Raw genomic sequence first — 13,562 nt, 5'->3', positions numbered from 1 at the left:
AAATAAAACCTTTTAAAAAAATGTGATAATTAGAGTTTAAGGGTCTTTAAGGATTTGATAGGTTTTGTATATTTGCTTATTAGCAACGTATGTTGCGAATTTTTTAAATATTAATTTAAATTGAAATAAATGGCTAACGGTGAACAGCTAATACCAATTAATATTGAAGATGAAATGAAAACAGCCTACATCGATTATTCGATGTCTGTTATTGTTTCTAGAGCACTTCCGGATGTGAGAGATGGCTTGAAACCTGTACACAGAAGAGTTCTTTTTGGATTGCAGGAACTCGGGATCTATTCTAATAAATCACATAAAAAATCAGCTAGGATCGTAGGTGAAGTTTTAGGTAAATATCACCCGCATGGGGATACTTCTGTTTATGATGCCATGGTAAGAATGGCGCAGGAATGGAGCATGCGCTACCAGCTTGTCGACGGTCAGGGTAACTTTGGTTCTGTAGATGGGGATAGCCCGGCTGCCATGAGGTACACCGAGGCCAGGATGAAAAAAATCAGCGAAGAAATGTTAGCGGATATCGACAAGGAAACGGTCGACTTTGCCTTAAACTTCGATGATACACTCGAGGAACCCACAGTACTTCCTACCAGAGTTCCAAATTTATTGGTGAATGGAGCCAGCGGTATTGCCGTAGGTATGGCCACGAATATGCCTCCACATAACTTAACTGAAGTTGTTGATGGTATTAACGCTTATATCGATAATAGAGATATCGAGATCGAAGAACTCATGAACTACATAAAGGCTCCTGATTTTCCAACAGGAGGAATTATTTATGGGTACGAAGGAGTGAAAGATGCCTTTATGACAGGTCGCGGAAGAATTGTCATGCGGGCTAAAGCTGAAATTGAAGAAGTAAAAGGTAAAGAATGTATCATAGTGACTGAAATTCCTTACCAGGTCAATAAAGCTGACATGATTAAAAAGACAGCCGATCTGGTCAACGATAAAAAGATTGAGGGTATTTCTCTTATTCGGGACGAATCGGACAGAAACGGTATGCGAATCGTTTATATCTTGAAAAAAGACGCGTTGCCAAATGTCGTCTTGAACACCTTGTATAAACATACAGCGCTTCAATCTACATTTAGCGTCAATAATATCGCGCTGGTCAAAGGTCGACCTCAAATGCTCAATCTTAAAGACATCATTTACAATTTTGTAGAGCACAGGCATGAAGTCGTCATCAGACGTACAAAATATTTACTGCGAAAGGCCGAGGAGAGAGCCCATATTCTGGAAGGTTTAATCATTGCTTCAGATCATATCGATGAAGTTATAGCACTGATTAGAGGTTCTCAAAATGCTGAAGAAGCCAGGGACAAATTAATCGAGCGTTTTGAGCTTTCAGATACACAAGCCAAGGCGATTGTTGAGATGCGCCTAAGACAGCTTACCGGTCTGGAGCAGGATAAGCTAAGAACTGAATATGATGAATTGATGAAAACCATTGAGGATTTGAAAGACATTCTTGACAATGAACCTCGCAGAATGGAAATCATAAAAGGAGAGCTTGCTGAGATAAGAGAAAAGTATGGCGATGAGCGTCGATCTGAAATCAACATGATTGGTGGGGATTTCAGCATGGAAGACATGATTCCAAACGAAAGTGTGGTTTTAACGATTTCTCACGCAGGTTACATCAAAAGAACAGCCCTCAAGGAATATAAAACACAGAATAGAGGAGGGGTTGGACAAAAAGCCTCAACGACCAGAGACGAAGACTTTTTAGAATATATATTCTCAGGAACCAATCATCAGTATATTTTATTCTTCACGCAAAAAGGGAAATGTTTCTGGATGCGTGTTTTTGAAATTCCGGAAGGAAGTAAAACCAGTAAAGGCCGAGCTATACAAAATCTGATGAATCTGGATCCCGACGATCGAATCAACGCCTTTATTTTGGTAGAAAATCTTTCCGACGAAGCGTATATCAATAACCATTACGTATTGATGGCAACCAAAAAAGGCCAGGTTAAGAAAACTGTTTTAGAACAATATTCCAGACCTAGAGTCAATGGTATCAATGCCATCTCTATTAAAGAAGGCGATGAATTGCTTTCTGCTGTGCTGACCGATGGAGAAAATCAGGTCATGTTAGGCTTGAGAAGTGGAAAAGCTTTAAGATTTGAAGAAAAGCACATTCGTCCGATGGGTCGAGGAGCCGCTGGTGTTAAGGGAGTTACCCTGGCATCAGACCAGGACGAAGTGATTGGCATGATTTGTGTAAAAGATCCACAAGATGAGACTGTTTTAGTCGTTTCTGAAAAAGGATATGGCAAGAGAACCTTCATCGACGATGAAGATGGAGAGCCGGTTTACAGAATTACCAACCGAGGCGGGAAAGGAGTCAAAACCATTTCTATTTCAGAAAAAACCGGGCAACTGGTAGCTCTTAAAACAGTTCATGACGAAGATGATTTAATGATTATCAAAAAATCTGGTGTCGCCATCAGAATGTCAGTTTCTGATATAAGAACTATGGGAAGATCTACTCAGGGCGTGAGACTCATATCTCTGAAAGGTGATGACGAAATCGCAGCCGTAGCCAAAATAGTTAATGAAGATGATGACGATACAGAAGAAGCAACAGAATTGCCTGAAGCTGATACAGAAACACCAACCGAATAATATTAATAACTAAATTCAATAAATAGATTAAAACATGAAAAAGTCAATTTTAGCATTAGCCCTAATGATAGGTTCAGTGAGCTTAGGATTTTCACAACGAAGTGAAATTAGAGATGCCGAGGACGCTATTGAAGAGGGAAAGTATAAAGAAGCTTTAACAGAATTGAATAAAGCAGAGCCACAGTTAGCCGAGGAAAAAGATAAATGGGTAATTCGTTACCATTTAGCCAAAGCGAAAGTTCTTGGAAACCTGGCTGAAAAGCAAACAGGTGATGAAATGTTGAGTAACATCAACGAGGCACTGGCATCTGTAAATAAGGTTCTTGAAATGGAAGAAGCAAATGAGGAAGCTGTAAACTACAAAGCCCAACTAAGACAGACCATGGTTCAATCTGCCATCGACAGTCAAAATGAAGGTGATTTCGACATGGCTGAAAAGTTGCTTTATAAAACTTACAAGCTTAACGAGAATGATACAGTCATGTTGTATTATGCCGCTTCTGCTGCCGTTAATGGTCAATTATATGATACAGCACTTGAGCATTACAATAAACTATTGGATTTGAATTATGACGGTTCTTCTACCCAGTATTTGGCATTGAATGAGGAAACGGGTGAAAAAGAAATCTTTCAATCCAAAAACATGAGGGATATCGCTATCAAAACTGGTGAATTTTCTGAGCCAACTCAGGAGAAAACACCAAGTGTTACCGGTGAAATCGCAAAAAATGTAACCTTGATTTACATTCAACAAGATCAGCCTGAAAAAGCTTTGGTTGCCATTGAAAAAGCTAAGGAAGAAAATCCAGGTGATGTAAGTATCATGCAGGCTGAAGCTGACTTATATTATAAGTTGGGTAAGATCGATAAATATGACGAGATCATGAAAGAGGTCGTTAAAATGGATCCTGAAAATCCAACCTTATACTACAATCTTGGTGTTGCTTCAGAACAACTGGGAGACAAAGAGTCTGCAAAAGAATATTACAAGAAAGCAATCGAGTTTGATCCGGAAATGGTCAATGCTTATATCAACTTAGCAGCATTAACCCTTAGTGAAGAAAGAGCTATTGTTGAGCAAATGAATAAATTAGGAAATTCCAGAGCTGACAACAAGAAGTATCAGGAATTAAATGAAAAGAAGAAAAAATTCTATGAGGAGGCTTTGCCTTATTTAGAAAAGGCAACTGAATTGGCTCCAAAAAATATGGAGGCTTTACAGACCAAATTAAATATTTATTACCAGTTAGGTAAAAACGAAGAAGCCAAAGCGCTTCAGGAGAAAATCAATGCCTTGCAGGAATAATTTAATCTGATCTTATTTTATAAAAGCTGTCTCGATTGAGGCAGCTTTTTTTTTTATAACAATTCAAAAAAAACTGTCCCAAAATAAAGATTTGAGACAGTATAGTTAGTAGAAGTAAGTGATTAGTCTGTTAAGGTAACTTGGCATCCTTTGAATCTGCTTCCTGTAAATGCATTAAATCATTTATCCCTGTAACTTCTATAATTTTATCTCCTCTCATAGCGATAGGATGCTTTAAGACTTCAGGGTTAATCTTAAGAATTTTAACGGCTTGGTTAGGATTTAAATCTGGATTTTTACTTAAAGTTTCTTTTATTAAAGGATGTGAAGTATCGATTAATTCAGTAGGATCCTTACCCAGTAACCTGGAAATTTCTCCCCATTGGGTTTCAGTAAGGTTTTCTTCAGCCAGATTTACTAAGACTTTTTTAGCTTTTGAAGCTTCTGCCACAGCAATACTTTGCTTAGCAATTCTATTACCAGGATGATAATATAGTTTCAATTCATTATCACTTTTTGCTATAACTCCCATATCTTCTTTATCTTCTTTGCTCATGGTTAATATTTTTTTCTAAAGTATAAATTAATTTAGGGTCTTAGAAATATTTAGGAATATTTTGAGGTTTAAAGACACCAAGATTTTCGAACTTAGAACCAAAATACAACTTTAATGCAAAAGCAAAAGATAGCTGTAGTTGGGGCCGGATTAAGCGGGCTTGTGGCTGCCATCAATTTGGAACAAGCCGGGTTTCAGCCTCAAATCTTTGAAGCTACAGATCGAGTAGGAGGTCGAGTTAAAACCGACTACAGGGAGGGATATACTTTCGATCATGGTTTTCAGGTTTTACTGACTCAGTATCCGGCAACTCAGAAATACCTGGACTATGAATTGCTGGATTTGCAGCACTTTTATCCTGGTGCTGTAATTTACAATAATGGGCGTCAGAACAAAATTGGAGATCCCTTACGGCAGTTCAGTTTGTTATGGCCAACCTTGATTTCTAAAGTAGGGAGTGTTACCGATAAGCTTAGGGTTTTAAAACTTAATACGGAACTTAAAAAAAAGTCATTTGATGATATTTTTTTGGCTGAAGAAAAGACAACAGCTCAATACCTTAAAGATTACGGATTTTCTGAAGAAATCATTCATGATTTTTTCAAACCTTTTTTTACGGGGATTTTCCTGGAACATGAGCTGAAAACGTCCTCAAGGAAATTTGAGTTTGTGTACAAAATGTTTGGCGAGGGGAGTGCTGCCATTCCCAAAAAAGGTATTCAGGCCATACCCAATCAATTAATGGCACAGCTAAAGCATACCAAAATTCACTTTAATACGCCTGTAAACTCTATTCAGGATCAAGAAATCACATTTGAAAATGGATCTACAGAAACTTTTGATTATATCATTATTGCTACAGAGGCGTCTCATTTGATATCAAATTTGAAGAACCAGCAGACGCTTTGGAAAAGCGTTGATAATTATTATGTAAGTGTTGAGCAACGCGCTTTTAAAGAACCTATGATTGCTTTGATTGCCGATGAGGAGGCTTTGGTTAACAACATCTATTATCTCTCCGAACCCAGTGCAGAGGAACATGTGCTTTCTGTAAGCATTGTCAAACCACATCAGTTATCATGCGAGGAACTCAAAGAAAGAATCTCTCAGGATTTAAAGGCTTATGCAGCCATCGATACCATTGAGTTTAAACAATTCTACCACATTGAGAAAGCGCTGCCTGTTATGGCATCGGTCAGTTATATGCTGCCAAAATCGGAAACTCAGTTAAAAGACCAGATTTTTTTAGCAGGAGATTATCTGGCCAACGGCTCTATAAATGCGGCCATGCTCAATGGCGAATCTGCAGCTCAGGCGGTCATTTCCAAAATTAAGGATGGATCTATTAGTTTAAGTCAATATTAAATCTTAACTTTAAGTATGATGCATAAATCTATTAAAATCAGTTTTTTACTAATATTAACAGGAGTATTGACTTTAACTTCCTGCGGAACTTCTCGTGACTTTACTTCCGAAGAGTTTCAGGATTTAGAGGCTATCCTTCAGGATCGCTATTTTAAAATCGAAGCGGAGTTTGCCAGACCTTTTGTCACCAATGCATTAGCTCAGATTGGTAATTCGAGTTTATTTGCTCCCGGTGATAATGCCTCGCAAATCAATATTACAGGCGATTCCAATTATTTGAAATTCGAAGGGGATACGGTCTCAGCCGATTTGCCTTATTTTGGCGAACGTCAGATGGGCGGTGGTTATAGTGATGATGATGGGATAGTTTTTATAGGTCAACCAAAAGATCTGGAAACCATAAAGGCTAAAGATGAAAACAAGTATATCATAAGGTTCGACATCCAGAAAGAGACTGAATCCTTTCAAATTCGTCTGACCTTTTACCCAAACCATAAAGCAACAATCCATGTGACTAGCTCACATAGAAACCAAATAAGCTACCGTGGCAATTTGGAAGATGTAGAGCTCTCAGAGAAGTAGTATACTAAATGACATGTTGAATAGGTAAGGTTTTATAATTATTCTATTTTACATAATATAAATTATAAGACAAATGTATTATTAATCTCATATAGCGTATAGAAGTTTATTAAGCTCTATAGTATATAGTTGAAGATAGGACTGAATACCCTAAGGACAAGTTTTATCCATCGTTTAAGAATAAAAACATACTCCAATGGAACACAATGAACCCTCTGTACTCTAGGTGACTGCCTTCCCAAGAGAAACGCAGGCAGGTTTGTGGTAAAAGTTTAAATAGGTGGACTCCTATTCCACTCCAAACACCATACAATGCTGCCAGGGCAGATTACCGATATTCTCGATCAATTCAAATCCGTTGGCTTTGAATTCTTTGACGGCCTGAGCTTCGCTCATTTTATGCAGACGTTTGATGGGCACTGTGGAATCTTCAGCCCTGTATTCAATCAGATAAATTTTACCGCTGGGTTTCAGGGCTTTTTTCATGGAGGTCAGCATTTCTACCGGATATTCAAATTCATGATACACATCGACCATGAGGATTTTGTCTACCGAATTTTCTGGCAGGCTGGCACTTTGTTCTTGGCCGCTGATCAGTTTTATGTTGTTCTGGTTTAACTTCAGTTTTTTTCCTCAATGGCTTGCAGCATTTCAGGCTGGATATCCACGGCATAGACCAGACCTTTATCAACTCTCGGCGCTATTTTAAACACATGATAGCCAGACCCGGCACCAATGTCGGCGACTACATCTGTGGGTTTCAGATTCATGTTTTTCAGTAATTTACTGGTGTTTTCTTCCTGTTCGCGTTCAGGACGTTCCAGCCAGTTCATGCCCTGGTAACCCATCACATGAGAAATTTCGCGGCCTTTGTACCACTTCCCAATCCCGGAAGCATCGGCTCTTTTGAATTCGTACGGAGAGTTTTGAATATTGGTTTGCGCCTCAACTCGCGTGAGTGGGGATACTAATACTAGAAGAGAAAATAAAAACATTGCTTTTTTCATCGTCATGATCTTAAGGTTTAGTGAGTTACTAAGTTAAGGTCTTGGAGGTGAAAAATTATTAAGTTGGTTATAAATTCAATAAGGATTCACTGCAGACCTTTTGCCACGGTGACACAGGGGTCACTTAGAACAAGCATTTTTTTATATTGTTTTGCCCCTGCCTTCCAAAGTGAAATGCAAGCAGGTTTCTGGTCATAAGATAAGCTGAACATTTTAAAAGAAGCCTATTGTAAATTTGTTAAACTGCATTGAGTAGGACTCTGGAATATTATATTTAAAATCTAAAATTTCGGATTCAACACAGTGGAACAAATCAAAGCCTTTTTAAATCAAATCGTTGATATTTCGCCAGAGGACTGGGAATACTTCACTTCAAAACTACACGCCCGCTCCTTTCCCAAAAAAGTCAATTTTTTAAAGTTAAATGAAATTGAAAATCACATTTCCTTTATAGAATCTGGTGTGGTCCGCCTATACATTCCCAAGGAAGATCCCGATAAGGAAATCACGTTCGGGTTTTGCTTTAAAGACGAATTTGTAAGTGCCTATGACTCATTTCTAACCCGGAAACCCTCTGCCTATAAGTTGCAAACCCTGACCGATACCAAAATGAGGAGCATCACTTACGAAGATTTGCAGTTGGTTTACAAGCACACCCAAATTGGAAATCTCATCGGTCGACTCACAGCAGAACGTCTGTTTTTAATCAAATCTAAACGGGAACAAAATCTACTCAATCTCTCGGCAGAAGAACGTTATCTGAATCTATTTAAAGAGCGTCCTGAACTTTTAAAGGAAGTTCCGCTCAAGTATATCAGTTCTTATATCGGAGTGACCTCTCAGGCCTTAAGCCGAATCCGAAAGCGTTTGTAAGTCTGTTTTATTGATTTGGGTTCATTGTTTTGAAGGGCACATCCCTCTACCTTTGCATAAAAAATTATGTGGATCATTCTTTTCGTCGCCATACTCTGGTATAGCGGTTTGTTTTTCCAATCCTTCTTTCTGCACCGCTACGCTGCCCATCAGGTGTTTACGATGTCCAAATCGATGGAACGTCTCACTTATGTCCTGACCTGGATTTTTCAGGGACCTAGTTATTTAAGTGCTTACGGTTATGGTATTATGCACCGCATGCACCATGCCTATACCGATACTGAAAAAGATCCACACTCCCCTTCTCATGATCCTAACCTGTTTGCGATGATGTGGAAGACCAAAAAAATCTATCAGGATATCAATACTCAAAAAACGGCTGTAGATCAGCGATTCACCAAAAATGTACCTCAGTGGGAACGCTTTGACTTGTTTGCCAGTTCCAGACTGTCCCGTCTGTTCTGGGTTTCTTCCTACATTGCTTTCTTTGCTTTTTTTGCAACGACCTGGTGGGAATGGGCTTTATTGCCGATAACCTTTATGATGGCTCCGATTCATGGAGTCATTATCAACTGGTTCGGTCATATTTTTGGGTATGTGAATCATCAGATGAAAAACACCAGTAAAAACCTCTTTCGCTTTGATTTTTTAATGATGGGTGAAGGTTACCATAACAACCATCATAAATACGCGAGCCGTGCCAATTTTGGTGAAAAATGGTATGAAATCGACATCACGTATTTAATTATAAGAGTCCTGGATGCTTTGGGGCTTATAAAATTGAAGTCGATAAAAGTTAGGGACTGATAGATGTAGCAGACTATGTATAAATGCAATCCATTTTAAATTCTAATAGTCACTTCATCTGTTTACACTTTGTAGGAAATGCCAACGGGCAATAGGTGTAGGCCTCCATGTTGAAGTAATGATCACTTTGTAATGAATTAACCATAGAAACCTCACAGGTCTTTAAGACCTGTGAGGTCTTAGTACGTTCTACATCTGAAGTGACTTGAATTAGCCCTAATTTATAAAAACAGGATTTACATTCTTGACTCTTTGTGTTTTAAGGATTATATTTTCCTCAATTGTTCACTGTGATTTTGCCTCCTAAAGTGAAACGCAGGTAGGTTTGTGGTGAACAAATACTTTAATTAACCAGATAAATATTGAATTCTAAAAGCTTTTTTAAAGGTTTAGATCCCTATGTGCCCTCCTTGACCCTGCGATGAAGCAACTTTTATCAAAAAAATTAGAAGTCTAAGCCTCCACATTCTCTCGCTTAGCCATTCTGAAAGTATAATTTGGGTAAATGGAGCGTTTTGCAAAACGATTCAGCTTAGAGCTGTTGATCATTTTGACGAAGATGGGCTTGGTCACTCCAAAGTATTCATAAGTTGTTCCATCCATAAACGTAATTTCCAGAACATTGCCTTTATGCTGAAAATCTGCGATTCCGGTGCTTATGCTTTCTGCATACTTATCGGCATTAGCCAAGATAGTTTCAGGAGCAATACTGACTAAAAAATGATAACCATCAATGATTTTTCTACTTTGAATTTCAGCTTCAGCCTGACGTTCGTCACCTGCCTGAAATTTATCGGGATGCCATTCCTTTACCAGGTTACGGTATGCCTTTTTTAAAGATTTTAATTCAATGTCTTTTTCAACTCCAAAGAGTTTTTTGTATTCACCAATGCGTTTCATCCGGAAATTTTAATTCTATATCAAATAAGTTGGCAAAATTAGGCTTTAAAAGCAGACGAAAAACATAAATTTTAGAGACAGATTGAAATAACGTCATTGAACTCAAATTGATGAAGATGAGACGGTTATAGTTTTAATCGAAGTTCGACATGGAACTTTTACTGAAAGACTGGAAATGAAACATGCAGCAGGGGATACATTTGAAATAAAAGCAATTTCAAATTACTCCCGATAACCTTCAGCCTGTAATTCGAAGAGTTCTGCATACAGCTGTGGTTTGGCCAGCAATTCCTGATGTGTGCCAAGTTCTAAAATCTGCCCGTGTTGTAGCACCAAAATGCGATCGGCCATTCTTACCGTAGAAAAGCGGTGGGAAATAATAATGCTGGTCCGGTCTTCTGTAAGACCAATAAACCGCTGAAAGACTTCAGATTCAGCTCGGGCATCCAAAGCAGAGGTGGGTTCATCGAGAATAATTATCGGTGCATCCGACATGTAGGCTCTGGCCAGAGCTATTTTCTGCCACTGTCCCCCAGAGAGCTCCGCTCCTTTCCTGAAACGCCTGCCTAAGCCCTGATCATAACCTTCGGGCAGACTTTCTATGACATCGTTGGCCAGACTTTGAACGGCAGCAGTTTTGATTTTATCCAGGTTGTGCTCTTGGTCAATATTCCCAACCGCTATATTGATTTTAGCCGTGAGGTAATATTTGACAAAGTCCTGAAAAATAGCCCCCAGCATCTTCTGGTAATCCGGTTTTCGATACTCCTGAACAGGAACGCCGTCCATCAAAATCTGGCCCTCCGTGGGATCATATAGTCTAAGTAATAATTTAATTAATGTGGTTTTTCCGGCACCGTTCTCCCCTACCAGTGCTAGTTTCTCGCCTTTGATCAATTCAAAGGAAATGTTGGTCAGTACGTTTTTTTCTGAACCAGGATAACGGAAGCTTACATGTTCAAACCGAATGCTGTGTTTAAACTCGGTTGGTCCCTCGCGATACTGCTCCGGATGATCACCGCTGAAATCCATATCGATAAACTCAAAGTAATCCTGGAGATACATCGCGCTTTCTGTGATGTTAGAAAATCTTGAAAATACAGTTTGCAACTGACTTCGAAGTCGGCTAAAAGAACCGGCCAGGAATGTTAAATCCCCGATAGTCACGAATCCGGCAACGGCTTTCAGAATGATAAACACATAGGCCCCGTAATAAGCCAGGTCTCCAAAAACATGAAATGTTCCTCCCCAGAGGCTTTTCTTGATGGATAGTTTTTTGTTGGCTTTGTAATATTTATCTGAAATGCGTTTAAAGGTATTACTGATAAAATCTGCCAGACCAAACAACTTGATTTCTTTGGCCGTCACATCGCTTGCCCCAATCATGCGCATATAATCGAGCTCACGTCGTTCCGGGGTCCAGCTCTTCTGTAGCGAATAGCTGGACTGGCTGTATTTCAATTCATTGATGAAAGAGGGAATAATAGAAATAACCAGCAGCAGAATCAGAATAGGATAGAAATAAATCAAACCGGTAACCAATGAAATGATGGTAATCAAGTCCTGAATCTGTGCCAGTACATTGGACATCAACGTGACACGACTGGTGGTCTGCTGTCTGGCACGCTCGAGTTTATCGTAAAACTCGGAGTCTTCCAGACTCGCCAGCTCCACTTTGGCCGTTTTCTGAATGAGTTCTATAGAAGACGAATTGGAATATAAATCGCCCAAAAGGCCGTCGGTAAGTGCAATCAATCGATTAAACACGTCACTGAAAATCGCCAGAAGCAATTCGATACCAATAAGCCAGTACAGACGGGTTAAGTCCTTGTTGTCAAGATCAACCTGAAGAATAACTTCATCAATGATTTCCTTGCCCACCCATAACAAGGCAATGGGAATCAAAGATTTGAGAAGCCTTAGCAGAACGTTTGCTAAAAAAAGTCCGGGGTGCGTGTGATATACCTTGCTTAAAAACCTGGGAACGAATTTAAGAGATGAAAAATTGCTTTTTTTCTCGCGAGCTTTAGCCATGAATCGGGTTTAGAGTAACAAAGATAGGAGAATACTCGAAAGTTGAATAGTTGACAGTTTTCAGTTCTTTGTTAATAGTTTTAAATGCTATTTTTTTGGGTTTATCACTACTTTCAAATAATCCTTCCTCCTGGCTCTTTTCTCTTTGTACCCCCTTTCAGTCAAGAACCCTGATGCGTACTTTTTTGGTCTTTAATCTGGAGTTATTCAATTTATCGACCAGCGCATCGGCCAAACGTGAAGGAACCCCTACAAAGGCACAGTCTGGTTTCAGTTCGATAGTGCCTAGCTGATCCTGGTGTAGCCCGCCTTGTTTAAAAAATAATCCGGCAATGTCTCCTTTTGAAATCTTATCTCTGCGGCCTCCGGAAATAAACAGGGTTTCCCAATGCCTGGGTTTCAGGACTGCTTTTTTGGAAATATCGGCACTGCTCACCTTGCCGATGAATTCGGGTAAAGGCTCGCGCTCCCACTTCAAGATATAAGCCGTTCCTTTAGCATCTACTCTGGCTGTTCTCCCATTTCTGTGAATAAATTCTTCCTCATGACGCGGGAGTTCATAGTGGATAATGAATTGCATCTCTGGAATATCAATCCCTCGGGCCGCCAGGTCAGTAGCCACTAAAAGCTGTGCGCTTCCATTTCTAAATTTGATCAGCGCCCGTTCCCGGTCTTTCTGCTCCATCATCCCTGAAAAACAGGTGTGGCTGATGTGATGCTGACTGAGATAAGCACTCACACTATCTATGCTTTCTCTCAAATTACAAAAGACAATGCCCTGACTATTGCCCAAATGCTGGACCAGTTCTACCAAAGTTTTTAATTTATTTTGGCTAGGAGAGATCACCGTTCTAAGGCTTAATTTAGATGTGCTTTTTTTACCCAGATAGTTAATTATAGTGGGTTTATCCAAATTGACAAAATTGGGAATTTTAACCCCCTGGGTAGCGGAGGTTAATACCCGACTTGAGAGGTTAGGTAACTGACTTAAGATCGACTTCATGTCTTCTTCAAAGCCGACTTCCAAAGATTTATCAAACTCATCCAGAACAAGGGTTTTTATACTTGCTTTAGAAAAGTTATCGCGGTTAAAATGATCTAAAATTCTTCCCGGTGTTCCAATAAGAATAGCAGGATTGTGTTTGATTTCTATTTTATCCTTGGATACAGGTCTGCCCCCGTATACTGCATTGACTTTATAACCAGACCCCATCGAACGAATCACTTGTTCAATTTGAATAGCCAGTTCTCTGGAAGGCACCAAAATTAAAGCCTGAACTTCAGGAGATTCCGGATCCAGCATATTCAATAAGGGCAATGAAAAGGCTAAGGTTTTTCCGGTTCCTGTTGGCGACAAAAGCAGGATATTCGTTTTGCTTTCGATTAAAGGAATAGCTTCCGCCTGCATGGGGTTCAACGTCTGTATATTTAGTTTTTGTAGAATTTCTTCCTGTGACTTTATAGAATTGGCCATAAGCTT

12 protein-coding genes are annotated in these 13,562 nt (G+C 39.3%); 6 read left to right on the top strand and 6 right to left on the bottom strand.

The features are described 5' to 3' along the window. Positions 1-129 precede the first annotated feature (129 nt). Positions 130-2,652, top strand: coding sequence for a DNA gyrase subunit A (gene gyrA / locus G3567_RS09420; RefSeq protein ID WP_164005070.1), 2,523 nt, complete (start codon positions 130-132; stop codon positions 2,650-2,652). Positions 2,653-2,686: 34 nt separating this feature from the next. Then, positions 2,687-3,958, top strand: coding sequence for a tetratricopeptide repeat protein (locus G3567_RS09415; protein ID WP_164005069.1), 1,272 nt, complete (start codon positions 2,687-2,689; stop codon positions 3,956-3,958). A gap of 130 nt (positions 3,959-4,088) precedes the next feature. On the opposite strand, the gene G3567_RS09410 is transcribed toward G3567_RS09415, so the two are convergent. Further along, a complete protein-coding gene (locus G3567_RS09410; protein WP_164005068.1) occupies positions 4,089-4,514 on the bottom strand; it encodes an arsenate reductase family protein in 426 nt (141 codons plus the stop codon). Positions 4,515-4,628: 114 nt separating this feature from the next. Here G3567_RS09410 and G3567_RS09405 point away from each other — a divergent pair, with 114 nt between their 5' ends. Next, positions 4,629-5,879 (top strand): NAD(P)/FAD-dependent oxidoreductase, encoded by a 1,251-nt coding sequence (locus G3567_RS09405; protein WP_164005067.1) that lies wholly within the window; start codon positions 4,629-4,631, stop codon positions 5,877-5,879. Between the two features lie 15 nt (positions 5,880-5,894). Next, entirely contained in the window at positions 5,895-6,461 is a 567-nt protein-coding gene (locus G3567_RS09400; RefSeq protein WP_164005066.1) for a DUF4251 domain-containing protein, read from the top strand. Positions 6,462-6,749: 288 nt separating this feature from the next. Here G3567_RS09400 and G3567_RS13485 read toward each other — a convergent pair whose 3' ends face one another. Beyond that, positions 6,750-7,028, bottom strand: a complete 279-nt coding sequence (locus G3567_RS13485) for a class I SAM-dependent methyltransferase (RefSeq protein WP_235923548.1) — start codon at positions 7,026-7,028, stop codon at positions 6,750-6,752. Positions 7,029-7,081: 53 nt separating this feature from the next. Then, positions 7,082-7,474, bottom strand: a complete 393-nt coding sequence (locus tag G3567_RS13480) for a class I SAM-dependent methyltransferase (RefSeq protein ID WP_235923541.1) — start codon at positions 7,472-7,474, stop codon at positions 7,082-7,084. Between the two features lie 297 nt (positions 7,475-7,771). Here G3567_RS13480 and G3567_RS09390 point away from each other — a divergent pair, with 297 nt between their 5' ends. Both G3567_RS09390 and G3567_RS09385 read left to right on the top strand, forming a co-directional pair. Then, entirely contained in the window at positions 7,772-8,341 is a 570-nt protein-coding gene (locus G3567_RS09390; protein WP_164005065.1) for a Crp/Fnr family transcriptional regulator, read from the top strand. Positions 8,342-8,407: 66 nt separating this feature from the next. Next, positions 8,408-9,148 carry an acyl-CoA desaturase gene (locus tag G3567_RS09385; protein ID WP_164005064.1) on the top strand — a complete coding sequence of 247 codons (741 nt, stop codon included), beginning with the start codon at positions 8,408-8,410 and terminating at the stop codon, positions 9,146-9,148. 453 nt (positions 9,149-9,601) lie between these two features. Here the strand turns inward: G3567_RS09385 and G3567_RS09380 are convergent, their stop codons facing one another. From G3567_RS09380 to G3567_RS09370, 3 genes are all read right to left on the bottom strand, one after another. After that, positions 9,602-10,048 (bottom strand): KTSC domain-containing protein, encoded by a 447-nt coding sequence (locus G3567_RS09380; RefSeq protein ID WP_164005063.1) that lies wholly within the window; start codon positions 10,046-10,048, stop codon positions 9,602-9,604. 222 nt (positions 10,049-10,270) lie between these two features. Further along, positions 10,271-12,082, bottom strand: coding sequence for an ABC transporter ATP-binding protein (locus G3567_RS09375; protein ID WP_164005062.1), 1,812 nt, complete (start codon positions 12,080-12,082; stop codon positions 10,271-10,273). Positions 12,083-12,239: 157 nt separating this feature from the next. After that, positions 12,240-13,556 carry a DEAD/DEAH box helicase gene (locus G3567_RS09370; RefSeq protein ID WP_164005061.1) on the bottom strand — a complete coding sequence of 439 codons (1,317 nt, stop codon included), beginning with the start codon at positions 13,554-13,556 and terminating at the stop codon, positions 12,240-12,242. Positions 13,557-13,562 lie beyond the last annotated feature (6 nt).

Origin of the sequence: Psychroflexus aurantiacus, from assembly GCF_010820555.1 — a bacterium.
GTDB lineage: Bacteria > Bacteroidota > Bacteroidia > Flavobacteriales > Flavobacteriaceae > Psychroflexus > Psychroflexus aurantiacus.
This window is presented reverse-complemented; position numbering and strand designations above follow the sequence as displayed.